Source organism: Metabacillus sp. KH_069 (assembly GCF_057838075.1).
In genome coordinates, this window is record NZ_CM174460.1 from 2,416,440 (window position 1) to 2,442,481 (window position 26,042).

The following is a 26,042-nucleotide window of genomic DNA, read 5'->3' on the forward strand; positions in this document are numbered from 1 at the left end:
ATTGCCGAATTTTCTCCTCTCAATTATAGCTTATTATGGAAAAATTTTCTTTTTCGAATATAAAAAAACCAAGGCACTAACTGCGCCTTGGTTTCCATTAATTTTCGCTGCTCTGCAATTTACTTGTGTTAATCTGCTTTTCTTTATTTACAGCTGGCTGATCCTTTGCACTTCTTAGCGGAATTTCTTTAATAAAGAATGTTAAGAGAATCGCTAAGGCCATGGTGATGGTGACAAAGATGAAAACTCCAGATAATGCATAGCTCAGTGAATCCTGAAGCTGATGAATGACGTTTTCAAAGAAGGGAATCGCTTCTTTAGGCAGCGTGTTTTTGAGTCCATCAAGTTTTTCGTGATCCAGCAATAGCTGCGGATTTTGCAGAGATTCCAATTTGCCGGCAAGTTCAGGTGAAGCAGCCATTTGATTCGTGTCGCCAGTTTTACTCATGGACGCCATTTTATCCTGCATCCGTGAGTTAAGCAATGTACCCATGATGGCAACTCCGACTGTTCCTCCTACAGATCTGAAAAGCTGAGAAGAAGCAGTTGCTACACCCAGAAGCTTTTGATCGACCGCATTTTGAACGGTTAAGGTAAAGACCGTCATGCCGATTCCGATTCCAAATCCGACTAATGTTAAATAAAACACTAATAGATATTGTGATGTTTCTACACTCATTGTAGACAGCAAGTATAGACCTGCAGCTGAAATACATAGACCGATTATGGCCTGCAGCTTATATTTTCCCGTTTTCGAAATGATCTGGCCGCCAAGCGCACTTGCAAAAACCAATCCGAGCGTCATCGACATCGTCAGGAAGCTCGAATGCGTAGCAGAATAGCCGAGCACACCCTGAATGAAGTAAGGAACGTACATGACGCCTCCAAACATGGAAACACCGATGACAAAACCAATAATATTTGAAATCGTAAAGATGCTGTTTTTAAATAAATCGAGTGGCAAGATTGGACTGACCGCTTTTCTTTCAACAAAGACAAAAATGATCAGAGACAGCGCTGTGGCTCCAAACAGAGATAAAATCTGAGCAGAATCCCAGTCGTATTTCGTTCCTGCCCATGAAAAAGCCAGCAATGCCGCTGTGATCGCTGCAGATAAAAAGACCGATCCAAGATAATCGACCTTCTCTCCTGCTTTTTTCACAGTTGAAGGGAAAAGCTTCCAAATTAAGACGAGAGCTACTATACCAAGAGGCAAGAACACCCAGAAGACCCATTTCCACTCAAGGTTATCAACGATGTAACCTCCAAGTGTCGGACCAAACACACTTGAAATCCCAAACACGGCACTCATGGCACCCTGCCATTTTCCGCGTTCACGCGGTGCAAAGAGATCTCCTACAGCAGTAAAAGCTGTAGACATAATCATCCCTGCTCCAAATCCTTGAATACCCCGGTAAATGATCAGCTGAACGATGTCCATTGATGTTCCCGCTAAAAATGCACCGACTGAAAAGATTAGGATACCGATAATAATAAACGGCTTTCTTCCATAAATATCGGACAGCTTACCAACAAGGATCGTTGTGATCGCACTTGTCAGCATGTAAATCGTAAATACCCAGCTGTAGTAATCAAGTCCGCCAAGATCCGAAATAATCTTCGGCAAAGCATTCCCTACGATCGTTTGATTGACAGCCGCAAAAAACATCGCGGCAATAATGGCAATCATAATCGTGATCTTTTCTTTATGACTTAAATGTTCCATAGTTCCACCTCTATTATTCTTCTAGTAATTTCGTTAATAATCGATTAAACAGAATGATTTCTTCATCGGTTACGTTTTCCAGCTTCTGATGAAAGTATTCTGTAATGGTCGTTTCCACTTCAGCCTTTACACTTTCACCTGTTTCAGTCAGCTCCAGATAGACCACTCTTCTGTCATCAAGTGCGCGTATGCGGGTTAAATAGCCCTTTTTGATCAGTTTCTCGCTGACAGAAGTGATATGGCTCGCAGACACACTTAATTTCTCAGCAATCTGGCTGATATTTATATGTTTTTGCTCATGAATCAAGCGAAGAACCATAAATTCATTAAACGGAAGATAAGTATCCAGCAGTTCATTCAAATGACTCCGGGTCATTTTATTTAATTTCCGGTAATTAGAGAGAAATGCATACGTAAGTTCCTGCCTTGTTTCCATTTTCCCCTCCTGTGCACTTAATGGGATTAATATTTAACCTACTTAACTATTAACTTTATTAAATATAAGATGATTCGAAGGTGTTGTCAAGAAATAAAAATTTAGGAACTAATTCACTTCTTCCAGGTCCTTTTCAATTAGTTACAACGTTACACTTTGTACGTTTTCTCACAAAAAAACTGTTTTCGCATAAATTGTTGTTTTCCAATATAAATCTTGTCCGTTCCTTTCCGCTCCAGGAACTTGCTTTCCGCGGGGAGCGTGGAAGCCCCCTCGGCGAGCCTTCTCCCATTTCGTTCTATTTCCCGCAGGAGTCAAGTTTATCCGCTGCAATCCACTTAAGGCTTTAACAAATAGTCTAAAAGCAAAAAAAAACAACCTACAAAGTAAGTTGCTTTAGTACGTTGCTTTTTTAAGAATTTCGTTTTCATACAGGTCCCAGGCTTCATCGAAAACGACAAGGCTGCGGAGGTATGATCCGTTCAATTCGAGGTAGGAGCTGATTTCATGGTAGTCATCTGAAGCCTTTGGAAAGCTGTGGTCATCATAAGCGTCGTTTGCAAATTGGCTTATATCATCGGCTGGTTTTGGATGTCGGTATTTCATTAAATAGTGGTAAAAAGATTTCAAGGTAAATCCCCCTGTCACAATTACGTATGGAAAGTGACCCTATTATAACGTTTATTGGACAAGAAGAAAACCTTAGAGGTCAGGTGAAATCAAAGTAGTTGCGCTTCAGGTGACGCTTCCACTTCATCAGTTCTTCGTAAGCTACGCGGTTTGGCAGCTCTTTTACGGCAATTAGAAGGAGCTGATTTTCGATTTCATTGATGGTCTGTTCGCTTTGATAGCTGATGCCGCAGTCCGGACAAGAGATGCAAGGTGTGTCTGAAATCTCGATGGCGCGAGATCCGTCAGGCAGCTCCCAATGGACAAGGTTAGTTGAGTTCTTTGCATGTTGTGATTCACACCATTCGCAGCGCTCACTCATTTTCTGCTGCCTTCTTTTCTTCAGATTTTAATAGCTGGGCACGATATTTTTTATCTTTTAATTCGTCGCGTTTTCCCCGCTTATCTTTTAATGTGGAGTGAGCCGGGTTTGTTTCAAATGTTTTTCTTCTATTGATTCTGCCAATACCTTCAGGAATCAGGTTGAACTGGGCATCCTCGTATAAACCTGCGATTCCGGACAGTGATTTTTTGGATGCTGAATCAGGATATACTTCATTAAAGTAATCATCTGCAAGGCCTGGTGTATAGTTTTCCGGCTCCGGATACGTCGTGATAACGCCTTCGAAGTTACGGAGCACGACTTTGTCCGGGCTATGAGAAATTAAATAGTTTGGCTGCAGGGCAATTTTTCCGCCGCCGCCGGGAGCGTCAACAACAAATGTCGGAACCGAATATCCGCTTGTGTGTCCGCGGAGGCCCTCAATAATCTCAAGACCTTTTGAAACAGGTGCACGGAAATGCCCGATGCCTTCTGATAGGTCACATTGATAAATGTAATATGGCCGCACTCTGATTTTAACGAGGTCATGCATCAGTTTTTTCATGATTTGCACGCTGTCATTGATGCCTGCAAGGATAACGGCCTGATTTCCAACCGGCACGCCGGAGTTCACAAGCATTTCACATGCTTTCTTAGATTCTTCGGTAATTTCAATCGAAGTATTGAAGTGAGTATTCAGCCAGACTGGATGATATTTCTTCAGGATATTGCAGAGATTTTCTGTAATGCGCTGCGGGAAAACGACAGGCGCGCGTGTGCCGATCCTGATGATTTCGACATGATCAATTGCGCGGAGATTTTTAAGGATATATTCAAGGATCGTGTCATTAATGAGCAATCCGTCACCGCCTGAAATCAGTACATCCCGCACTTCAGGTGTTTGAGCGATATAATTGATCGCATCATCAAGCTGTTTTTTAGGCACACCCATGCCAATTTGACCTGAAAAACGCCTTCTAGTGCAATATCTGCAGTACATCGAGCATTGATTGGTTACTAGAAACAGCACGCGGTCCGGATAGCGGTGAGTCAATCCAGGAACAGGCGAATCTTCATCTTCGTGAAGCGGATCTTCAAGGTCATATTTTGTTTTATAAAGCTCCTGTGAAATCGGAACTGACTGCATGCGGATCGGACATCTCGGATCATCTTCATTCATTAGCCATGCATAATATGGAGTTATATTTAAAGGGATCGTTTTCGTTGAAATTTTAACCCCTTCTTCTTCATCAGGAGTCAGATTAATGACTTTCTTAAGGTCATCCAGTGTGCGGATGGTATTTGTCAGCTGCCAGAGCCAGTCATTCCACTGTTCATCTGTGACATCTTTCCAGAGTTCGATGTCTTTCCAGTCGCGCTTCGGCTTGTATAGATCGTATTTCATGGCAGTTCCCCCATTTCGGTCTTTACCATTATTACATGCAAAAACCATGCCAATGTGACTGGAAGCCGTTAAATTCACAACCGTTAATTATGCGTTCTGTTTTGATGCCGAAAATTGGTCAGGAAAATATTTTTTTACTTTATACTGAAGGGTTTGTCTTGGAATCTGGAGAAGCTTTGCTGTTTTTAAAATATTGCCATCACATTCTGTAAGCGCTTCTTGGATGATTTCTTTTTCTATCAGGGACATTTTTTCATGAAGAGATTCCGGTTCTTTTGCCGTCTCTTTCACATTCAGCAAGTACGGCGGTAAATGGCCCATGTGAATACGATTGCCATCACACATATTCATGGCATACTCGATGCAATGCTTTAACTCTCTGACATTTCCCGGCCAGGGGTGGCGCTTTAAAAGAGCATGCACTTCATCTGTTAAACCTCCAACACGCTTCTGAAATTCGTGATTATACATCTTTATGAAAGAAGAAATCAGTAAAGGAAGGTCCAGCGGCCGTTGTCTGAGCGGCGGAAGATTGATGCCGAAAACGTTTAAACGATAATAGAGGTCTTCCCGCATTTTTTGCTGCGAGAGGCATTGTGCAGGACTGATGTTCATGGCGGCAATCACCCTGACATCGACGTTGATTGAATGACTGCTTCCGATTCTCCTGATCGTGCCATCATCAATGACTCTAAGCAGCTTTGCCTGCAGATTCAAAGGCATCGATTGCAGCTCATCCAGAAAAAGCGTGCCTCCATGTGAAAGCTCAAATAAGCCAGCTCTGTCAACCGCACCTGTGTAGCTCCCTTTTGCTGTCCCGAACAATAAACTTTCAAGCAATGCTTCTGGCAGAGCCGCACAGTTTTGGGCGATAAAAGGAGCATCTCTCCGCTGTGATTCGTTATGGATGGCTTGGACAATTAATTCCTTGCCTGTTCCTGTTTCCCCGTAAACGAGGACATTTGAAGATGTTTTTGCGGCTTTTTTAACAAGTGTTTTAATAATGAGGAGGTTCTTGCTTGCTGTAATAATGTCATCTAGAACATACTTTGTGCCATTGGATCTCTCCGCTTTTGGAGGCGAATGCACTTGCTTTTGAAGATCGGCCAGACGCTCTGTCAGCCGCTTGATCGCCGAGTAATCTTTTGCAATTTCAACCGCGCCGATCACTTTGTCCTCTGATAAAATCGGCAGGCTCGTGTTCACCGTTTCAATTTTTTCGCCCTTTATATTTATGTACGTTTGGGAATGGTGATAAATCGGCTTTTTTGTTTTAATGGCTTTTAAGAGCGTGCTCGTTTCCTCCGAAAGGGACGGAAAAACATCAAATAAATGCTTGCCCACAACCTCATCGACTTTTAAACCATCGTGATAGGCAGCAATTTCGTTGTAAAAAACGGTGATTCCATTCTCGTCAACTGCATGAATCCCCTCATCAATTGTTTCTAAAATATGATGAATGATTTGCTCCCGATTATGATTTGACAAAGGTACCCCTCCTTTTACGTAAGCTGCCGGATTTTAGGCATCGATTGCTCAATTTCCGGCAGACAGATCTTTGCACCATACATTCATGTTTTCAAAATCTGTGCTGATGATACAATTATTTATGAGCCTGCCGGTATATTCGTAATCCAGCTGATGCAAAACGGCATTCATGCCGAATGATTCTGCTCTTGCAATGGAATAAGCACAGAAAACACCTTGATCACAAAGCTTTTGCTCAAGTAATAGGATCAGGCTTCTCATTAATTTATGCTTTCTGACCTCAGGCAGCGTTGCACAGTCTGTAATTTCAGCATTGTTGTATGCCGCATTAATTTCAGCAGAAGCAGCGCTTACGATCGTGTTTTCTTTTTCAGCAAGAAAATAAATGGTGCCATCCCTCATCGTTTTTTGTATATATTCACGTGAATGAAGAGGTGTTGGATACACTTCAAATACGGTTTTGTATAATTCTGCAAGCTTTTCTGCATCATGTTCATCAGCTGGACGAAAGCCAAATTCGCCTGACTGCAAGTGAACGGTTTTCTTTTTTTCATAGATAGCCGTGATGATGCTGTCCTGCTTTGTCCAGCTGTCTGTCTGCCTTCTTTCTTCACTTAAATATTTCGTGAAAAAATAGGCATCTTCACCGTGAAAATAATTCCTGATGATGGCTTCTAGCTGAAATTGCTCCTTTAACAGAGTAGTGATGTCACATGCTTTTCCTTTGACTATCATTTTTGTGAATCGATTATCTGTTGCTAATTTGAAAGCATCTTTCAGCAAGGAAACTGTCTTTCCGCGATAATCATCGATTCTGAGCCTTTTATTAAAATAATCGAGTACGGCTTCAGCGCGATAGTCCTTTTTAGACAGCATTTTTATTTCCGAGTACGTTTTTTTCAAGGACGGGTCCCCCTTTAGATGAAAAATCACCTTAAAAAATAGAGTGCGGTATGCACACTCTATTTTTAAGTTTAGAACTTGGCATGATTAAATGAAATCAGTTTAAGTTCAGTCAGTTCTTCGATCGCATATTTAATGCCTTCTCTGCCGAATCCGCTGTCCTTCACTCCGCCATAAGGCATATGATCAACTCGGAAGGTTGGAATGTCGTTGATCATGACTCCTCCCACATGAAGGGCTTTTGCCGCTTGAAAGGCCAGGTCAACTTTATTTGTAAATACGCCGGCCTGGAGTCCATATTTTGAGTTATTTACTTCATCAATTGCCTCATCAAAGGTTTTGAAGGAGTTGATGATGACTATTGGAGCGAATGCTTCCTGGCAGGAGAGGTTTACGTCAGACGGGACATTCAGTAAAATCGTCGGCTGAACCGTCTGATTATCACCGTTTTTGCCGCCGCACGCGATGTGTGCTCCCGCTCTCTCCGCTTCCTCGATCCAGGAAACCGCACGGTCAACGTCATCACCTGAAATTAAAGAGGATACATCTGTTTCTTCATCAAGCGGGTTTCCGAGCTTGAGTTTTTTCGTTTCCTCCACTGCTTTTTGGACAAATTCCTCAAACACACTTTCATGTACATAAATACGCTGCACGGAGATGCAGACCTGGCCTGCATAAGCAAAAGCTCCTGTCACGCATCTTGGTGCAATTTTGGCTACATCCGTATGATCATCTACAATGACGGCTGAATTTGAACCTAATTCAAGCAGCGTTTTTCTCATGCCTGCTTCTTGTTTAAGTTTTTTCCCTACTTCAGGACTTCCCGTAAACGTAAGTGCTTTTATACGCACATCATTTGTGAAATGTTTTCCGATCACGCTGCCTTTACCTGTCACAATGTTCAGTGCACCTTCAGGCAGACCCGCTTCATGAAAAAGCTTTCCGATGAAGTATGCGCTTAATGGTGTTTGAGTCGCTGGTTTCAACACAACTGTATTGCCTGCCGCAAACGCCGGTCCAAGCTTATGTGCGACGAGATTCATCGGAAAATTGAAAGGCGTAATCGCTCCAATGACACCGATTGGCTCTCTCACTGTGTAGGCTGTGCGGTTTTCTCCGCCTGGGGCAGCATCCATTGAAATAGTCTCACCGTTCAGCCGTCTTGCTTCCTCAGCTGCAAATGTATACGTCATAACGGTGCGGTCTACTTCTGCTCTCGCCGTTTTAATTGGTTTAGCGGCCTCTTTTGCAATAATCACTGCCGCTTCTTCTTTTCGTTCAGCAAGAAGCTGGGCTGTTTTCAGCAATATTTCTGCACGCTTATGTGCAGGCAAAGCATTCATCTTCCCGATTGCTTCACTTGCAGCGTCAACTGCCGCTTTTACTTGATCCTCATCAGCAATGGCAACCTCTGCGAGCAGTTCATCCGTGTAAGGAGACTTTAATTCCTGATACTTGCTTGCTTCCATATACCGTCCATTGATCCATAAATGCTGCTTCATTTGCGAACACCTCAATTATTTAGTCGTTTCCTCCTTGAATTTACCCTCTCCGTCAGTCTGTAAAAACATCTCCTCTGACACTCCGCACCATTCCATTAAGAAAACAGCCAGAATTTTTGTGCAGTCGATGATTTTATCAATTTCGATATATTCATTCGGGAAATGAGCCACCTCTGTTTCCCCTGGACCAAATACAATGGAAGGAATATCGCCTGCATGAGATATGAGACCTGCATCCGTACCCCAAGGAGAGGCTTCAATGATCGGCTCCTTTTTCATGATCTCTTTAAAGGAATCTATCAATGCGGCCGTCAATGGATGATCGCTTCCGATTTCATTTGGAAGCCATCTTGCTCCAAACCACTCTAGTTCAACTGGATGTTCTTTGAACCATTCGTCCTTTGAAGAAAGCTCAGCCACCCATGCTTGAAATTCGGCCTGCACTTCTTCTATCGTTTCATTTGGTGCGATCCCGCATCTTCCTTCTAGGGTGACAAGATCTGCGACAGATGACGGCCACGTGCCTCCCTCTATTTTTCCAATATTAATAGGGACTGGAATCGGAATGCTTTTATAGAGAGGGTCGGTTATTTTTTCGTTGCGCTTTTGTTCAAGCTCAAGGATGTGCTGGACAACGAGCGTACTTTTTTCTATGGCGCTGATTCCTTCATATCTTGTTCCCCCGTGTGCAGACCGCCCTTTTATTTTCAGCCTGAACCACATGGATCCCTGCTGTTTTTGAAAGATTTTCATTTTAGTAGGCTCCGGAATAATGGCTGCATCTGCTTTGTATCCGCGTAATATGGCAGCAAGTGTTCCAGCTCCGCCGCTTTCTTCTTCAATAACACTTTGAAAAATAACGTCTCCTTTTAATGAAATACCTGCTGACTTAATGGCCTCTATTGCCATCAGCAAACAGACGTTCCCGCCTTTCATATCCGTCGATCCCCGGCCGTAAAGGCGGTTTTCTGTTACTTCAGCCTGATAAGGATCGACATCCCATTGCTTCAAATCTCCTTCTGGAACAACATCGATGTGACCATTAAAAATGACAGATTTTCCGCCCCCTGTCCCTTTTAGAACACCGACAATATTAGGACTGTCTTTAAAGGAGGTTCTCGTTGCGACAAAATGCGGGTGCTGTTTGAGAAGTTTCCCGCCAGGCTCCCAGAGATCTATATCCAGCCTCAGCTGACGGCACTTTTCGAGTACGACTGCTTGGGCTGAAGCCTCATTTCCCTGAACACTTCTCTGTTCGACCATCTTTTTAAGTAATTTAATCGACCGGTTACGATTTTCGTCTATCCATATGCAAACTTGCTCCTGCAAGTTTTTCATCGTATCACCCTTTCAAAGATTCATGCCGATTTCAAGGTTTGCACCAGTGCTTTTTATGACATCCTGAACGGTAAAAGGAGCCATGATTTCTTTTAAAATAAGTCCTGACTCTATCACTTCTATCACTGCCATATCCGTAATAATCAAATCGACACATTGTTTGGATGTGAGCGGCAGAGTACAGCTTGTGAGAATTTTCGGATCGCCGTTTTTGTTTACATGATTCATGACGACAATGACTTTTTTTGCTTTTCCGGCAAGTTCCATGGCTCCGCCCATTCCAGGGACCCGCTTACCTGGTACGATCCAATTGGCGAGATCTCCTTTTTCGCTTACCTGGAGAGAACCGAGTATCGTCAAATCGATGCATCCCCTTCGAATCATGCCAAACGCAGTTGTTGTGTCAAAATAAGAAGCGCCTTTTTCCAGGGTGACAGGATAGCCCGCAGCATTGCACAGTGTCTCCTCTTCTTCGCCTGGCACAGGTGTTGGCCCAATGCCGAGAATGCCGTTTTCTGCCTGTATCATCACTTGTGGTTTGTTTTTTAAATAATTCGGCACGAGAGAGGGAATCCCTATGCCAAGATTCACAATCATGCCGTTTTCAATTTCCAGTGCTGCCCGTTCTGCGATTTTCCCTCTTATTTCGGCTCCCATACCCACTTCCAGTTCACCCCTTTCGTTTGTACGACGGCCTGAACAAAGACACCTGGGGTGATAATAGCTTCCGGATCAAGCTCCCCCAAGCTTACGATTTCCTCTACTTCTGCAATGGTGTATTCTCCTGCCATAGCCATCAGCGGATTCATATTCCGTGCACTTTTTTTATAGATGATATTTCCAAATTCATCTGCGGTCTTGCCGCAAATGATAGCCACATCTGCCGTCAGGGCTGTTTCAATAAAATAAGTCCGCCCATCCACCTGCACAAGCTCTTTTCCTTTTTCTGCAATCTCGCTTCCCATTCCTACATCCGATAGAATGCCGCCAAGGCCCATTCCACCTGCACGGATTCTCTCGCCCAGAGTTCCCTGCGGTGAAAACTCAACCTCCATCTTGCCTTCTGACATCAAGGTGCCGGCTATCGGATTTGAGCCAATATGCGAAGCAATCACTTTACGGACACGCCCGGCAGAAATCAATTTTCCAATTCCGATATGCGGAAAACCGGTGTCGTTGCAGATAATTTCGAGCTCCCGCACTCCTTTTTCCAAAATCGCGTCAATTAAAGACGGAGGCGTGCCAACACCGCCAAAGCCTCCTGCCATTAATGTGCAGCCGTCATTGATTTTGCCTATAACCTCATCAATATGCCTGATTTTCTGAAATGAATTTGCGATCATACAGATTCTCCTTTTTATGACATCGGCAGCACTTCTGTTTCTATTTCTGCAATCGTTTTTGTAAATAGCTGGACAAGCTCGCTCAGCTCCTCGTCATTTATGGTCAGCGGCGGGGCAATTAGAATCGCATCGCCGTCTCCGCCTTCAATTCCTGCTGCAGACGGATAAACAAGGAGCCCGTTCTGCTGTGCTTTTTTAATAACGCGGCTCGTAAGATTATAAGATTTCGGAAAAGGCTGTTTGGACGTCTGGTCCATGACAAACTCGATGCCTATTAATAACCCTTTTCCCCTGACATCTCCAATGATCTCTGTTTTTTTCTGCAGTTTCTGGAGCTGTTTGATCAGCGTCTTTCCTTTTTCAGAAGCAGCATCGTTCAACTGATTTTTTTCAATATAATGCAAGACTGCAAGGCTTACAGCTGCAGATTGAGGATTTGCGCTGTATGTATGCCCGCTCATGATTAATTTCGATCCCTGCTGAATGGGCCGCATCACCCTGTCGCTGATCAAGGTTGCCGCTACCGGTGCATATCCCGCACTTAAGCCTTTCCCGAGTGCAACGATGTCAGGAAGGGCTCCCCAGTGTTCCATTGCCAGTGTTTTTCCTGTTCTTCCTATGCCTGTCATTACTTCATCCGCGATGAACAGAATATCGTTTCGATCACAAATATCACGGATTTTTTCGTAATATCCTTCCGGCGGGGTAATCGCTGCTCCAGCTGCACCGACAACCGGCTCTGCCACAAATGCTGCAACGTGATCAACTCCGACCCTTCTAATCGCGGTTTCGAGTTCTCCTGTACATTTCGCTTTGCAAGAAGAGGGTTTTAATCCGTATGGGCAGCGATAACAGTATGCCGGAGAAACAACCGGATTTGCTTCCAGCAGCTGCTGAAACCGGAAACGGCGCTCTGGATAGCCCGATAGAGAAAGCGCACCGATTGTAATTCCGTGGTAGCTCATCCACCTGGAAATGATTTTTGTTTTCTTCGGCATGTTTTTTTCCTGAAAATACTGAATCGCGGTCTTCATGGCCGTTTCAATGGCTTCAGATCCGCTGTTGACCAGAAAAGTCCAGTTAAGGTCACCCGGCGTCATCTCTGCAAGCTTTTTTGCCAGTCCCTCTGCAGCATAGCTTGAAAATTGAGACCGGTAGACAAACGATACCTCCCGCGCCTGCTCCATCATGGCCTCTACTATCTCACCAACCCCATGTCCGATCGAACAGGTTACAGCACCAGATGATCCATCCAAGTATTTCTTGCCAGCTGTATCATATAAATAAACACCTTGTCCATGACTGACTTTTTTATAGCTTTCATCAAGCATCGGTTTGATTAAGTACTCCCTCTCCATGCGGAAACCCACACCTCACTTGCAATCAGAATATCGTGCTTCTTTCATTCTATGTGAAGGATAAACAGGTTATTTCTATAGATGAAGGAAGCATGAAATTAGATGATCCACACAATTTGAAAGCGCTATCATTTTTATTGAGGACATCTGTACCGCCAGTTAGTCTTGAAACATAGGATGTATGAAAAAGGTAAAAGGTGATATTCTTTGAAGTGTATTGTAAATGGGGTCTTCCTGCTTTTATTCATGCTGCTTGCTTTCTTTGGAATCGGTCCTGTGCTGTTTTCAGATGGAACTTTGGATGAACGGATTGTCACAGCATTTTTTGTTATTATGACGGCAAGTTTTCTTGGATTTGTGTATCATTCTTTTTCAAGAAATTTCTATAAATAAACGCTTGGAAGCCTTCCAAGCGTTTATTTTTGCTCTTTGCTGTGTTAGAAATGATAGTCTTTCTTCCTTTTGCTTTAAGCTCTCCTTCGTGCTCTTTTCCAAGAGTTTAAATGGAATAGGTAAGAAAATCTCCCTTTTTGCCCCCCATTTTTTTATAAAATCGCTGTGCTCTTGCATTATCGTTCGCTGTTTCCCAGGTCATGGCGGCGTATTGGTGCTCCTTGCTGTACGTGTGGCAGCTTTTGAAAAGTTTTTCAGCTGCTCCAGTTCCTCTGTATGGTCCACGTACATAAAGATCATTCATAATCGTTATAGGCTCGGCTCTTGTTGTACTGAACGTGAAATAAAGAGTCGCAAATCCTGCAGCCTTGCCGTTCTCTTCAGCCAAAAATTGAATGCCTTTTTCTTTTTGCTGAAGTGTCTTAATCAGCTGATGAATTTTTTGTTCTGGAGGTTTTGGACACTGATAAAAATCAACAATGTATTCATACATAAGTTCTGTCAGAGATTCAAGATCCAATTCGTTCGGGTGACGTATGATAAAAGACAAATTCATCTCTCCTATTCTATTCTTTTTTCCCCAGTGAAAACCCTGCAAAAAATCTGCCGCCGTGCGGTTTTAAGATTGAATCCGTCAAAACAACGACTTTATCTTTGCGGCCCGTACGGTAATACTCGTCAAAAACGGAAGTGAATTCATCAGCAAATTCAGGATCAAATTGCATGAGCGCCCGCGGAATCCATTTTGATTTTCCTATGTATCTTCCATTTGTAAGCAGGACAAATTCATGGATCAGCTCAGCGAGTAAGCCGGCAATAAAAATTTCTTCAGAGCGTTTACTGCTGCCAATAAAATCATCAAGTGCATCTGTTATGAAATAGCGCCTCGTTTCTATTTCTTTATTTGAAAGGAGATCCGGACCTTTTTCTAAGAGCTCTTGTGCTTCCCTTTTAATTGGCTGCAGCCGTTCTTCCCCTTTTAAAATAAGGCCTTCAAAGACCATTCTTGGCATGGAAGGAGTCCCGCTTTTGCAGTCGCTTTGGAAAAACTGGCGATAGGACTCGAAATTATGGACGAATGCTTCAACTGGCCATCCAAAGTCAACAAATGATTCCCTGTAAGATGATGGAAGGGATTCATCAAAAATAACAAGATCAAGATCCGACGTATTTGTGCCTTCGCCTCTGACTACACTGCCGGATAAAACAGCAGCGCTGCATGTTGAGTAGTGTTTTCCGATGATTCTTTTTGCTGCTTCTAATGGCTCCATTCTCATGTTTATCACGCTCTCTTTATGGTGTTTTGAGTACATTGATAAAATCGGAGTGATTTTTGAGTTCTGCAATTTCTGCAGCACTTCCTTGTCCTCCATTTAAGGAAATGTCTGCTCCGTTATGAATTAATAGACTTGCAATCTCTGGATTCCCCTCAAATGCTGCGGTTTGAATCGGAGCATGCCCATCACTGTCGATTGCGTTTACGTCTGCACCGTTCTGAAGAAGCAGCTGAATAAGCTTTGGAGACTGTTTTCCGGCAATGGCTGCATGCAAAGCGGTATTTGATGGAATAAATGAAAGTTTAGAATGTGAAGCGGCATTGATGTCAGCACCCTTGTTCAAAAGCATTTTTACAAATTCAGTTTCACCGTAATGACAGGCTAACCCGAGCAGCGTAAGTCCTTTGTCATTTTCTGAATCTGCTAAACTGGCATCTTCATTCAACAATTCATTGAATCTGGCCAAATTCTTTTTTTCAAGTGCTTCAAATATTTCTGTTTTCTTTAATCCAATCATATTCATCACCTTTTTATTTAATTTTTTTTACTTCTCGGTTTGAAATATTCCAATTTCATTCGAGAGAAGGTATAGTAGATTTTGCAAGCTCTTACTCTAAGTTGATTATACCAATTTTTTCAATAATTGTAAGATTGCAAGAATCCTATTATTTATCATTAATAAATGATTAAGTTCACCTATAACGGGTATATATACAACAGAATTTTATCAGCATCAGCATAGATTAAAATCCAGCAAAAGAGGCGTTATTTATGTCAAAGGAAGCAATAACTAAAATAAGAGATTTATCAGGACTGCTGATCTTCCCTGTTCTCGGGATGATCTATGAATTATTAAATGCCAGCAAGCAGGGAGCTGAGAATATTGGAACGGTATTTGATTCCTTCATCCCATTCGTGCCAGTCTTCATTCTTCCATACATCTTCTGGTATGTTTTTATGTTTGGATTGCTGCTTTATTTTTGGTGGAAAAATCCTGGCATCTATTGGAAAACAATCATCGCCATCGTGATCGGTGAAATCATCTGCTTTGTCACTTATTTTTTCTTTCAAACGACCGTTCCGCGGCCGCAGATTACCGGTGACGGTTTTCTCTTGCAGCTTGTTTCCATGATTTACAAGGCAGATGCGCCATTAAACTGTTTTCCAAGTATACACGTATTGACGACCATGATTATTATGCTTTCTTTTAATCAATTGAAGGATTCACGTAAACTGCTGAACTTTTTCACACAAATGACAGGAATTCTCATCATTCTCTCTACATTATTTGTTAAACAGCACGTCATCTATGATGTCATTTCTTCGATTTTTCTCGCAGCAGGGCTTTGGGTGATCCTGTTTGAACGAAAAGCAGTGAATGAGAAACTGGAAATGCTAAAAAACACACGAAAAGATTCTGCAAAAAAAAGCGGCTTATCAAAGGATGTTACCTTTTGATCAGCCGCTTTTCTTTATTTATTGTCCTGTTACTTTCTGAATGCGTCCTTCTGCTTTATATTCAAAAGGCTTTGAAAGTGTTTTAACATAATCTGCTGTTGCCTGTAAATCCTCCTGACCAACTTCCATATCTGCTGATAGTGCTCCAATACCGTATTTCACATTGCCATACATATAGTTGTTTACAACTACTGTGTATTCTTTTGCCGGATCAATCTTGCTTCCGTCCGGTAAGAAAATATCAGCGACTTTGCCTGTTAATGCTGTGCTGTCATAAGTATAAGTGTACTTGAAACCGGCTATATGGAAATCGAGGCCGCCCGCTGTAATTTGATTATTTAACACCGTTTCTAAATCTGCACCGCTTAATGTCACTTTGTTCAGAACGTTTCCAAACGGCTGAATCGAGAATAAATCTCCAAAATTCACTTCGCCTGCATCAAGCTGTGCTCTTACTCCCCCGCCGTTCATTAAGGCGAAGTCTGTGTTCATGGCGGCCTTCATTCCATCAGCGATTAAATTCCCAAGCGCGAAATCCCCAAACTCCGTTGTATGCGATGGATATCCTTTTGGCAGTGTTGTCAGAGATTCACCCATCACTTCCGCTTTTATTGGAGCAACTAAATCTTCGTACTTTTTCATGATGGATGAAACTTCCGCATCAGGGGTGAAATCCTTTTGGAAAACCGTCACAACTTCTGCTTCTTTTTTTACAATTTCTCCTGAAATCTGGTCGAGTTCAAGGTCTAAATCGGAAAAGGCTGACCCATATGAATAAGCTTGAACGATTAATTTATTGTCTGTGAGTTTATCGACATTAACATGGTTATGTGCCGCAAAAATAACATCTACTTCGTCATCCACTTTCTCTGCAAGTTCTGTTGCATCGAACGTATCTGTATATCCGTTTTGAATGGCAGGATTATGAGCCAGAACGACGATTGCTTCTATTCCTTGTTTTTTCAGCTCTTCTGAGTATTTGTTAACTGCTGCTGCTTCGTCTGTAATCTGCAGAGTCTCATTTCCTTTTCTGACGATCATGTTTGGTGTTTCCTGTGTGACAACACCGATGAACCCAATCTTTTTGCCTCCTGCTTCTTTGACAACGTATGGCTCTGTGATTAATTCACCTGAGTCAAATGCATTGGCTGCAACGAGCGGAAAGTTCATCCCGTCATAATTTTTTGTGCCATTCGGATGATCTCCGCCATTCATCATTCTGCGAAGTTCATCAATGCCTTCGTCAAATTCGTGGTTGCCCAGGGTTCCTACATCCATTCCTAGGGATTCCATGACCTCTATAGTCGGTTCGTCTTGAAAAAGCGCTGATATGAGCGGACTTCCGCCAATCATGTCACCTGAATGAACTAAAAGGGTGTTAGGATTTTCTGCTTCATGCTGTCTGATGGCTGCGGCTGTATATTCCATGCTGCCAGCAAGCTCTGTTCCAACCTTTGTATCCGTGTCCAGCTGGCCATGTAAATCATTTAATCCGAGAAGCTGGACTTTGATGTTTTCTTTTGGCCCCAGTTCTAATTTAAAAATCCCAAAGCCCTGACTGTCTGTTTGATTTGTAAAGGATATATTACTTCCCGCTTTAATATAGCCTTCAGCAAGCGGAGATGACGTAAACGTGACGTTTACATTTCCTTCTATCGGTGCAATTGACCAATTGTTGTCGGCTGTTGGAGTAATTTCTTTCATTTCAGAAATGTAATCCATCAGAATTTGACGGTTTTCATCTGCAGAGTCAACAACCAGCTCGCTTCCTTTTACTCCAGGGAAGTTTCCGCCTCCTCCGGCACGATAATTATTGGTTACAACGATAAAATCCTGATCAGGATCAACAGGCTGTCCATTATAAGTCAGATCTTTCACACGGCTTGATTCTGGATTGATCACATTGCCGTTCGGATCATATTTTGCCGGCTTTGTTACATCAATTTGATACTGCACACCGTCAATGACATCAAAATTATAAACTTGGAAGGAAGGGTTTAATAAGGCTTGAGCTTCCGTTTTGCCTGGATCGATTGTATTGAATTTCCCGGCAGACATTTCAATCCATTCCCGCACGACAGAGCCTTTCACTTTGATTGCCTTTAATGTGTTGTCGTACAAGTAAAGATCTCCTGCACTGCGAATGGTTAAGTCGCCCTTTTTAATTTCTGTGTACTCAGCAGGGCCATTGCGTCCTGCTTTAAATGGAGCGCCTACTGACAGAATTGGAAGGTCTTTGTATTCTGGCTTTTTCTCTGTGACATACTTCTCAACAAACCATTTTTGCGCATTTGTCACCGTTTGGATGGAAGGATCATCCTGAACGAGAGAAAAATAACTGTGAATGTCATCCGTTGTTTTTCCAATAGGCGTATTTACATACTGAATGGTTGCCTCATGATCCCCTTTAACCGCCTTTTCAATCGCACTGTCCGGAGCTACAGTGCTTTCAGTCACTGTTTTTCCTGTAACAGGATCTTTTACATCACGCCAGATTTCACGAGTAGAAGATTGAGAGTTTGCAATTGACCATTTCCCTTTTGTTTTCTTTAAATCTAAATCTATAATTCCTAGTGAACCTCCGCCGTATCCTGCTTGTACAGCTGGAACACCGTTGATTGTTCCTTTGGCATTATCAACACCAGGCAAAGGCTTTTTATCAGGCCCTAAAAATAAGCCGTCTAATGCAGCTTCTGATTTGGCAGGGAACACCTTATGCGTATGTGAAAACGTAATGGCGTCAATTCCTGGAACTTCACTTAGAGAGTATATGACGTCTTCTGTATTTCCTTTGTTGCTGCTGAACCCGGAGTGAGCCATAGCGATGACAAGATCTGCTCCATCCTTCTTCATTTCAGGAACAAATTTCTCTGCCGTTTCAATGATATTCTTTGTAATGACTTTCCCGTCTAAGTGCGCTTTATCCCACTCATTAATTTGAGGCGGAGCGAAGCCGATTACACCTACTTTAATAACATGAGGCTTTCCATTTTCATCAAGCACCGATTTCTTCAGTATTTTATATGGAGCGTACTTATTTTTGTCATTGTCAGGGTTATCATCATGATCATCAACATAGACGTTTGCATTAACGAAAGGAAAGTTTGCATCGTCATATGCTTCATCAAGGAAATCAAGTCCGTAATTGAACTCATGGTTTCCTAGAGTTGCAATGTCATAGTCCATTTGGTTCATGGCGGAAAAGACCGGATGAACTTCCCCTTCTTTTAAAGGCTTTATTTTCGCTTTATATGTACCAAGGGGAGTTCCTTGAATGAGGTCTCCATTATCTACGAGAATATTATTCTTTGCTTCTTTGCGTGCCTGTTTTACGAGTGAGGCGGTCTTCGCAAGCCCCACCTTTTCATAAGAGGCATTTTTGTAATAATCATAGTTTATTAGATTTGTATGAATATCCGTTGTTTCCATGATGCGAAGCTTGACCGTGTGATCTTTTTTGCTCTTCTCTTTTTTCTCTGGTTTGTGTTCATTCATAACTGAAGCTGCTGCATTTTTTCCAAGGTGTTCGGCAGAAACCTGCGCCGATAAAATAGGTGAGGATAGGAGTGCGAATGCCAATGAAGCGGAGACTGCGATCTTTGCAGGACTATACGTTCTTTTTTTCATTTGATGTTCACCTTTCTAGTGAAAAATTTGATTTAGTAGAACAAATTCCCTGAATTTCTAGAAGTTCTTTACTAGTATAGAAAATAAATCCTGCTATTTGTAAGTGAAAAAAGTCATGTTTCTCTGCCCATATGAATTTAATAATTTCTTAATATATGAGGGGTTTAATATTTAACAAAGATACACAAGCGAATTTAAAACGAAGATTAAATACATTCTTTCTCACGCAATAAAAGGAAATGTTTCCTTTTATTTCTAAAGGGGTATATCTAGAATCATAATCATACATATAATATTGAGAGCTTCTTATGGATGAGGAACGAACACCGATAAAAGGAGGCTGCGAAAATGAGAGAATTTGAAGAAAAAGAAGATCTGTGCGACGAATGTTCTTTTCATAAGAAATTGACATTCTCTGAAGCGGAAAGTTTATGGTTATGCGATACTTGTTCAAATGAAGAAAGTTAAACAAAAGAAAGCCAGGTCACTGGCTTTCTTTTGTTATGTATATTTAGGTTATTGCCCCATTAAGCATTTATAAAAGATATCACGCAGGTTTTGAATTTCATCATCAGACAGCATGCCGAACATCTTCTGGATCTGCTGATTGATTTGGCTTCTGGCAGAATGAAGAAGATTTTTTCCAGAATCCGTGATTTCAAGGTTGTATGCTCTCCTGTCACGCTCATTTTGACATTTCTGGACGAACCCGTCTTTGATCAGCTTGCTTGTAAGAACAGTCACACCGCCGGTTGTAATCTGCAATTGCTCTGCAAGGATGGACGGACGCTTCAGCCCTTCTGTTTCAAGAATTTGCAGGATCAAAATATGCGTTTTCGAAAGGCCGACCTCATTCAGATGATTCCAGTCATTCATCCATTTACGTTCAAGTGAAACAAAAATCTCAAATAAGGAGACGATATTTTCACTTCTTTTTTTATTCATCCGCATTCATCTCCACAAACTGTTCCTTATTTTAATGAGTTTAATAAATCAATGGGAAGCTTAAATTGTTCCTTGTTGAGCAGAAGCTGAGACAGCTCTCCGGCAGGTTCTTCTGCTTCTTTTAAGTCTGTCATTTCATTATGGAGCTTTTCCATTTTGAGGTCCAGTTCCGCAGCAGAGACTGCGGCTTCTTTAAGTTCCTTTGTGAGCCGCTCAGGAATTTCTTTATTATATTTATAATAAATCTTGTGTTCAAGGCTTGCCCAAAAATCCATCGCAATTGTTCTAATTTGAATCTCAACAAGGATGTCTTCCTGACGGTCTGACATAAACACAGGAATACTCACGATTAAATGCAGACTTTGATAGCCGTTCGGTTTTGGATTTTTTATATAATCCTTGCATTCAACGACGTTAATATCCTTTTGATTTTGAATCATCTCGCTGATTTGATAAATGTCCGACAAAAAAGAACAGGTGATGCGAATACCTGCTATGTCTTTAATATTCTTTTTAATATCGCTCAGTGAAAGGTCGTAGTTCTTCCTGTAAATTTTGTTTACGATGCTCTCAGGAGACTTCAGCCGCGAACTGACATGTTCAATCGGATTATACTCATGAATATATTGAAATTCCTGTTCAAGGATATTAATTTTCGTGTTCATTTCTTCTAACGCAAATTTATAAGACATCATAAACCGCGTTAATTCTTTTTTTATTTTCTTAAGCTGGTCATAATTCATGTTGGGTATCGGCAATTCTTCCACTTCTACTACTCCTTTATCCGTACAGCCGTTAATTAGGCAGCATTGTTTTCGCTTCAAGAAGCTTTAATAGATAGGCCCGAATGTTGCGCGGAAGAAATTTTCGGATCTCATCTTCGTTAAATCCAACTAAAAATCGTTTTTCATCCAATATGATCGGACAGCGCATGATGCCCGGCTTCTCTTGAATGATCGCCAGTAATTCCTGCAGATGCAGAGCATCGACATTCAGATCCAGTTCCTGAAATTGCTTTGACCGGGTCGATAGAATTTCATCTGTCCCCTCTTCTGTCATGCGAAGAATCTGTTTTAGTTCTTTCATTGTTAAAGGCTGAGTAAGAATGTTTCTTTCTGTATAGGAAATATCATGCTCTTCCATCCACATTTTAGACTTTCTGCAAGATGTGCAGCTGCAAGACGTAAACATAGTAATGGCCATTTATGAATTCCTCTCCTTTAATGAATGATTTACTATTCAATGGTTCGTGAATTTAAGATAAGACTGTTTTCACATAGATTGTTGTTTTCGAGTATAAATGTTGTCCGTTTCTTTCCGCTCCACTTAAGGTTTTAACATCTAGTCTAAAAGCAGCAAAGTTTACGAAACCAGCCTAAGATAATGAAATATTATATATATATCTTACAAGTAAGATATATATAAATCAAATAATAACCTTTGAAAAGGAATCCGCTTTTTATAGTTTTCCTGTTTAATGGGTGTTTTATTACCTAAAAATGAAAAGGATGGAACGTAACGATCATCTCCTGAATGAAAGCCGAACATTGAATAGTGCGAAAACCATTAAAAGAAAGGGCTATTTTCGCATAGATTGTTGTTTTTCATGATAAATAATGTCCGTTCCTTGCAGCGAGAGGAACTTGCTTTCCGCGGGGAGCATGGGAGCCTCCTCGGCGTTGCCTGTGGGGTCTCCCAATTTGCTCTATTTCCCGCAGGAGTCAAGCTCCTTCCGCTGCAATCCACTTAAGGTTTCTAACATTTAGTCCTGTAGCAACAATATTTATGAAAAGAGCCAAAGAAAAAAATCCGAACTAAAACGAAATTCGAGTTGGAATTTCACATAATAGTTCGGATTATACTTTGGCTGAAAACATTTTTGTCCCAGCCTCTTCATTTTCTGACCATGAGTCCGTGTTCGTTACTTCTTTTTAACTAAGCGTTTCCCGGGGGTCCTTGAAGGATACAAAGCCAATATGGAATCCATGACTGTATGTCCGCACACCTGGCACTTGCTGTCTGTATGCACTTGAAGCATTCTGCATTTAGGGCAATTCTTTACTTCTTCTTCCATCAGTCATCCTCCAGCCTGAATAAATACTTTCCTTCTATATCGGCCAATTTTCAAAAACTTTAACACGGACCCTGCATTTCATGAATAAAGCGTTTTATGACTTAGAAAAATGGATTTCCTTCCATGCCAATCCACAGGTCAGATTGCTCAAGCTGTCCTGCAAGGGCAAGCAGCATGTCTTCTTTCCCTTTAGGTGCCACAAACTGAACCCCAAGCGGCAATCCTTCAGCCGTGATATGAGTAGGCACACTCATTGCAGGCTGTCCTGTCAGATTTGCAAGCTGCGTAAAAGGTGTAACGGTTAAGCTTTTTAAGAACATGTCATAAACGAATGATAAATGTTCCTCTTTCTTCAGCTCACTGACCTTCAGAAGCGACTGAATTTCTTCTTCAGTCTGAGTGAGTTCTCCGGCTTTAGGAGCCGGAAAAGCGGTTGCCGGGGTTAAATACAAGTCGAAGGTTTCATGAAAAGCAGCCATTTTAGCAGCTGCCATATCCCATTCAGCCAGACTCTGAGTAAATTCGGCAGCGGTTACGGAATGTCCTGCCACACTTAACACCCAAGTCACTATTTCTACATCATTTGCTGCAATTGGTCTGCCGAGCATTTTTTCAAGGTTAAGAATCGTTGCGGCCATTTCACCATTGTTCATAATATAGTAATTTTCCATCAGCCTGACACCGTCGATGCCGTTTCCCCGCTCCTCAACTTCATGCCCCTGTTCTTCAAGCCACTTCACCATGCGATGAACGGCATCCATCGCTTCTTCACTGACAGGAGTTCCTACAGGAGACTGAGTTTGAAAAGCGATCCTTAAAGGCCGTTTTATCCCTTTTCTGAGAACATCTGTATAGTTGCCTTCAAACAATGGTGTATGAAAAGCTGCTTCCGGCTGAATGATTTGCAGAAGATCAAGCATAGCTGCACTGTCACGGACTGTTTTTGTCAAAACAAAATCAATTGAAGCCCCCTGCCATTGCCTGCCGACACTTGGACCAACAGGCGTTCTGCCTCTAGTAGGCTTTAATCCGAACAGACTAGTAAAAGAAGCTGGAATTCGGATTGAGCCTCCCCCGTCACTTGCACCGGCAATCGGTACAATCCCTGATGCCACGCTTGCAGCTGATCCTCCGCTTGATCCGCCGGCTGAGTACTTTGTATTCCATGGATTCTTGGTCTGACCATGAACCTCAGGCTCTGTAATATTTTTCAAACCAAATTCAGGGGTGTTCGTATGACCTAAAAATGAAAATCCCGCCTGTCTTAAACGTGCAACAAAATTTGAGTCTCTTCCTGCAATGTTATTTTTAAGAAGCTTTGAGCCTGCTGTTAAAGGCTCACCTTCTATCGCCTGTGAAATATCCTTCAGCAGAATGGGAACTCCCGCAAACGGCTGCTTTTGAAGATCCAGCTGGGTTAGCTCTTTTAAAACTTTTTCCTGACGCGTGCGAACCACCCCATTTAAAAGCGGATTCACATGTTCGATCTGCTTAAAAGCTGCATCAGCCAGTTCTTTCGGTGTTACTTCTTTCTTTTTCACTAATTCGGCAAGTCCAGTGCCATCGTATTTTGCATATGTATTTAAATCCACGGTTTACCCTCGCTCTATGATTTGTCATTTGTGCTGTATTAAGTTATTTATAAACATCTGACAGGGGTTTCCTCCAGTTATTATACATGGTTTAACTCTATTAAATAATCTGGAGGAAGAGTAAGATTTTATAGCTTTGATCATCTAAAAGATTCAGCACTTATCTTTTTTCAAGAATACTCTTCAGTTTTTTTAAATCTTTGTTATTTGCTCTTTTCATCATGATAGACATAAAAGGTGCGATCCCCTTTGAAAAGCCTGCCGGATTCCCTTTATTTTGCAGTGTCATTCTGGTAGTATGCAGATCCGACGCCTGCCATGTATAAATGGTTTCCATTGGAAAAGGTCCGTCAGCCGTTCTCATGACCATTCTTGCACCTGGAATGAATTCTGCAATTTCGTAAACATACGAGAGCTCCCGGCCAAGGAATTTTGCTTTAAATGCAATTCGAGAGCCAATTTTTAATGATTTTTCGTTCAGCCATTCTGCTGAATGAATATTTACATACCATTCAGGTGCATTTTCAGGGTCTGAAGCATACTGCGAAACCCTGTCTGCTGTGCACTGAATTTCTATTTCTGTGATTACGTCGACCATTCTCTTCATACCTCCAACAGGGAATTATTCATTATTTTGTTCTGCATATTCTTTTAATAATGTTCCAAGCAGATGATTCCAGCCTTCTGTATGATCCTTCTCCCAGTTTCCTTCAATCAGCCCTGAAGCTGTATGGGAAAGCTGGAGAATGGTTGCATTTTCTTTTTTAACTAGACGGTACGTATAGGAACTATTGACTGCTCCCTGCATTCCCAAGTGCCCATGAAGACGAATTTCTTCTGGAGCATTGACATAATAAACATTCCCCCACACTGCGCCTTCTGTTTCACCCCATCTTTCAATAAACTGACCGCCCGGCACAGGATCAAACGTAAACTTCGATGATACTCCCTTTGGAGCTAACCGAAACTCCCACCAATCTTCAGCCTTTTCCGTTAATGCCTTAAATACTTTTTCTCTTGGTGCATCTATGAAAACCTCTTGTTCGATTCGAAATACTTTTGATTGTTGTGCTGATTTCATTTCTTCTTCTCCTTTTTGTTCAGCTGCAGCTCTTAAATTAAGTAAAGAACTACCCGCTGTCTGCATGTATTTTCCCACCCACCGGTTATGCATTTCCTGCAGAGGAACAGCGTTTAAGTAATTAAGTCTGTATTTTCCTTCCCGCCTTACAACAACCAAGTTTCCTTCCTCTAGTGCGGTCAGATGTTTCATGATTGCATATCTGGATACTTCCGGAAATAGATCATTTAATTCACCGGTTGTTTTAGCAGAATCTTTAAGAATATCCAGAATCCGTCTCCTGATCGGGTGACCCAGCGCTTTAAACAACGTGGAAAGCTTGTCTTCCATTTCAACAGCCCTTTCGTTCCTGATCATAAGTGACTAAGTAGTCACATATAATGTGTGACATAATAGTAACATGTTTTTTCATCATGCACAATGATCTATATTAAAGGGAATATTCCCTTTGGCTTTACCGGCTAATTTCTTACTTTTTAATGCCGTTCTTACAATTTATTAAAGAGGATTTCCTTTTGTCCATGATGAAGTAATGATACAGAAAAATGATAGGCGTTTATAAAATGCGTTCTGCAGTTTCTCCCATTAACAGCATGGTGAATACTGTCTTTATTCATGTAAAAGATCTCAAAAAATCTGCAAAATGGTACAGTGAGCTGATTGCGGTATCGTAGTTGAATATATGTATCATTATCCATAAAAAGCGGATGAAGATTGCAGTGTCTTTTACAAAATAAAAGAGCTGTATTAACAGCTCCATAATTTAAAAGAATTTGAAATTAGTTATTTTCTTTATAGTAGGTCTGCGCTTTCAAAATGCTCAACTGTTGGAAACGGATCATAAAAATGGTGAAGCAGCTCTTTCCATTCTTGATACTCAGGTGATTGTCTAAATCCAATTGTATGATCTTCTAAGCTCTCCCATTTGACCAGAAGCAAATACTTCCCTTTAACCTCTAAACACCGCTGTAAGTCATGAGAAATATAGCCTTTCATAGATGAAATGATTTGGGAAGCGCTGCGAAAAGCATCTTCGTATTCTTTCTCCATCCCTTGTTTGACCTGGAGCAATACAGCTTCTAATATCATCATTTTCTCCTCTTTA

26 protein-coding genes are annotated in these 26,042 nt (G+C 41.7%); 2 read left to right on the forward strand and 24 right to left on the reverse strand.

The annotated features are described in order from the left end of the window. Nucleotides 1–97: 97 nt before the first annotated feature. From AC3ISE_RS11975 to AC3ISE_RS12030, 12 genes are all read right to left on the reverse strand, one after another. Nucleotides 98–1,726, reverse strand: coding sequence for an MDR family MFS transporter (locus AC3ISE_RS11975; protein ID WP_489221137.1), 1,629 nt, complete (start codon nucleotides 1,724–1,726; stop codon nucleotides 98–100). 13 nt (nucleotides 1,727–1,739) lie between these two features. Then, nucleotides 1,740–2,162 (reverse strand): MarR family winged helix-turn-helix transcriptional regulator, encoded by a 423-nt coding sequence (locus tag AC3ISE_RS11980; RefSeq protein ID WP_489221138.1) that lies wholly within the window; start codon nucleotides 2,160–2,162, stop codon nucleotides 1,740–1,742. 396 nt (nucleotides 2,163–2,558) lie between these two features. After that, nucleotides 2,559–2,792: a YozE family protein gene (locus tag AC3ISE_RS11985; RefSeq protein ID WP_133310695.1), complete on the reverse strand. Its 234-nt coding sequence runs from the start codon at nucleotides 2,790–2,792 to the stop codon at nucleotides 2,559–2,561. 79 nt (nucleotides 2,793–2,871) lie between these two features. Then, complete coding sequence (locus AC3ISE_RS11990) at nucleotides 2,872–3,153, reverse strand: YokU family protein (RefSeq protein ID WP_489221139.1); 282 nt, start codon at nucleotides 3,151–3,153, stop codon at nucleotides 2,872–2,874. Next, nucleotides 3,146–4,558 (reverse strand): lysine 2,3-aminomutase, encoded by a 1,413-nt coding sequence (gene kamA, locus AC3ISE_RS11995; protein ID WP_489221140.1) that lies wholly within the window; start codon nucleotides 4,556–4,558, stop codon nucleotides 3,146–3,148. The genes AC3ISE_RS11990 and kamA overlap by 8 nt, the downstream gene beginning before the upstream one ends. 87 nt (nucleotides 4,559–4,645) lie before the next feature. Continuing rightward, nucleotides 4,646–6,046: a sigma-54 interaction domain-containing protein gene (locus AC3ISE_RS12000; RefSeq protein ID WP_489221141.1), complete on the reverse strand. Its 1,401-nt coding sequence runs from the start codon at nucleotides 6,044–6,046 to the stop codon at nucleotides 4,646–4,648. Between the two features lie 48 nt (nucleotides 6,047–6,094). Next, nucleotides 6,095–6,922 carry a putative beta-lysine N-acetyltransferase gene (gene ablB, locus AC3ISE_RS12005; protein ID WP_489224326.1) on the reverse strand — a complete coding sequence of 276 codons (828 nt, stop codon included), beginning with the start codon at nucleotides 6,920–6,922 and terminating at the stop codon, nucleotides 6,095–6,097. Between the two features lie 98 nt (nucleotides 6,923–7,020). Next, on the reverse strand, nucleotides 7,021–8,451 hold the full coding sequence (locus tag AC3ISE_RS12010) for an aldehyde dehydrogenase family protein (protein WP_489221142.1): 1,431 nt from the start codon (nucleotides 8,449–8,451) through the stop codon (nucleotides 7,021–7,023). A gap of 15 nt (nucleotides 8,452–8,466) precedes the next feature. Next, on the reverse strand, nucleotides 8,467–9,789 hold the full coding sequence (locus AC3ISE_RS12015) for a peptidase (RefSeq protein ID WP_489221143.1): 1,323 nt from the start codon (nucleotides 9,787–9,789) through the stop codon (nucleotides 8,467–8,469). Nucleotides 9,790–9,801: 12 nt separating this feature from the next. Next, on the reverse strand, nucleotides 9,802–10,452 hold the full coding sequence (locus AC3ISE_RS12020) for a 3-oxoacid CoA-transferase subunit B (protein ID WP_489221144.1): 651 nt from the start codon (nucleotides 10,450–10,452) through the stop codon (nucleotides 9,802–9,804). Further along, the gene (locus AC3ISE_RS12025; protein ID WP_489221145.1) at nucleotides 10,431–11,132 is read right to left on the reverse strand and encodes a CoA transferase subunit A; all 702 of its coding nucleotides are present in this window, start codon (nucleotides 11,130–11,132) and stop codon (nucleotides 10,431–10,433) included. Before AC3ISE_RS12025 ends, AC3ISE_RS12020 begins: the two co-directional genes overlap by 22 nt. Before the next feature lie 14 nt (nucleotides 11,133–11,146). After that, entirely contained in the window at nucleotides 11,147–12,490 is a 1,344-nt protein-coding gene (locus AC3ISE_RS12030) for an aspartate aminotransferase family protein (protein WP_489221146.1), read from the reverse strand. Between the two features lie 207 nt (nucleotides 12,491–12,697). On the opposite strand from AC3ISE_RS12030, the gene AC3ISE_RS12035 reads away from it, so the two are divergent. Beyond that, nucleotides 12,698–12,883 carry a DUF6954 family protein gene (locus AC3ISE_RS12035; RefSeq protein ID WP_489221147.1) on the forward strand — a complete coding sequence of 62 codons (186 nt, stop codon included), beginning with the start codon at nucleotides 12,698–12,700 and terminating at the stop codon, nucleotides 12,881–12,883. A 106-nt stretch (nucleotides 12,884–12,989) separates the two neighbouring features. On the opposite strand, the gene AC3ISE_RS12040 is transcribed toward AC3ISE_RS12035, so the two are convergent. From AC3ISE_RS12040 to AC3ISE_RS12050, 3 genes are read right to left on the reverse strand one after another with little or no spacing between them, the layout of a single operon-like run. Further along, nucleotides 12,990–13,439 carry a GNAT family N-acetyltransferase gene (locus AC3ISE_RS12040; RefSeq protein ID WP_489221148.1) on the reverse strand — a complete coding sequence of 150 codons (450 nt, stop codon included), beginning with the start codon at nucleotides 13,437–13,439 and terminating at the stop codon, nucleotides 12,990–12,992. A 10-nt stretch (nucleotides 13,440–13,449) separates the two neighbouring features. Continuing rightward, nucleotides 13,450–14,154 carry a nucleotidyltransferase domain-containing protein gene (locus AC3ISE_RS12045; RefSeq protein WP_489224327.1) on the reverse strand — a complete coding sequence of 235 codons (705 nt, stop codon included), beginning with the start codon at nucleotides 14,152–14,154 and terminating at the stop codon, nucleotides 13,450–13,452. Between the two features lie 22 nt (nucleotides 14,155–14,176). Beyond that, complete coding sequence (locus AC3ISE_RS12050; RefSeq protein ID WP_489221149.1) at nucleotides 14,177–14,677, reverse strand: ankyrin repeat domain-containing protein; 501 nt, start codon at nucleotides 14,675–14,677, stop codon at nucleotides 14,177–14,179. 254 nt (nucleotides 14,678–14,931) lie between these two features. On the opposite strand from AC3ISE_RS12050, the gene AC3ISE_RS12055 reads away from it, so the two are divergent. Beyond that, nucleotides 14,932–15,618, forward strand: coding sequence for a phosphatase PAP2 family protein (locus AC3ISE_RS12055; RefSeq protein ID WP_489221150.1), 687 nt, complete (start codon nucleotides 14,932–14,934; stop codon nucleotides 15,616–15,618). Between the two features lie 18 nt (nucleotides 15,619–15,636). Here the strand turns inward: AC3ISE_RS12055 and AC3ISE_RS12060 are convergent, their stop codons facing one another. From AC3ISE_RS12060 to AC3ISE_RS12100, 9 genes are all read right to left on the reverse strand, one after another. Continuing rightward, nucleotides 15,637–19,245, reverse strand: a complete 3,609-nt coding sequence (locus AC3ISE_RS12060) for a bifunctional 2',3'-cyclic-nucleotide 2'-phosphodiesterase/3'-nucleotidase (RefSeq protein WP_489221151.1) — start codon at nucleotides 19,243–19,245, stop codon at nucleotides 15,637–15,639. Between the two features lie 516 nt (nucleotides 19,246–19,761). Beyond that, complete coding sequence (locus tag AC3ISE_RS12065; protein WP_489221152.1) at nucleotides 19,762–20,190, reverse strand: MarR family winged helix-turn-helix transcriptional regulator; 429 nt, start codon at nucleotides 20,188–20,190, stop codon at nucleotides 19,762–19,764. 26 nt (nucleotides 20,191–20,216) lie between these two features. Next, nucleotides 20,217–20,933, reverse strand: a complete 717-nt coding sequence (locus tag AC3ISE_RS12070) for a GTP pyrophosphokinase (protein WP_489224328.1) — start codon at nucleotides 20,931–20,933, stop codon at nucleotides 20,217–20,219. Nucleotides 20,934–20,985: 52 nt separating this feature from the next. Continuing rightward, entirely contained in the window at nucleotides 20,986–21,393 is a 408-nt protein-coding gene (gene spxA / locus AC3ISE_RS12075; protein ID WP_309192078.1) for a transcriptional regulator SpxA, read from the reverse strand. Nucleotides 21,394–22,111: 718 nt separating this feature from the next. After that, nucleotides 22,112–22,264: a hypothetical protein gene (locus tag AC3ISE_RS12080; protein ID WP_489221153.1), complete on the reverse strand. Its 153-nt coding sequence runs from the start codon at nucleotides 22,262–22,264 to the stop codon at nucleotides 22,112–22,114. A 101-nt stretch (nucleotides 22,265–22,365) separates the two neighbouring features. Next, nucleotides 22,366–23,856, reverse strand: coding sequence for an amidase (locus tag AC3ISE_RS12085; protein WP_489221154.1), 1,491 nt, complete (start codon nucleotides 23,854–23,856; stop codon nucleotides 22,366–22,368). A 160-nt stretch (nucleotides 23,857–24,016) separates the two neighbouring features. Next, nucleotides 24,017–24,454, reverse strand: coding sequence for an SRPBCC family protein (locus tag AC3ISE_RS12090; RefSeq protein ID WP_489221155.1), 438 nt, complete (start codon nucleotides 24,452–24,454; stop codon nucleotides 24,017–24,019). A gap of 24 nt (nucleotides 24,455–24,478) precedes the next feature. Next, nucleotides 24,479–25,267, reverse strand: coding sequence for an SRPBCC domain-containing protein (locus AC3ISE_RS12095; protein ID WP_489221156.1), 789 nt, complete (start codon nucleotides 25,265–25,267; stop codon nucleotides 24,479–24,481). 462 nt (nucleotides 25,268–25,729) lie between these two features. Next, nucleotides 25,730–26,026 carry an antibiotic biosynthesis monooxygenase family protein gene (locus AC3ISE_RS12100; RefSeq protein WP_489224329.1) on the reverse strand — a complete coding sequence of 99 codons (297 nt, stop codon included), beginning with the start codon at nucleotides 26,024–26,026 and terminating at the stop codon, nucleotides 25,730–25,732. Between the last annotated feature and the right edge of the window lie 16 nt (nucleotides 26,027–26,042).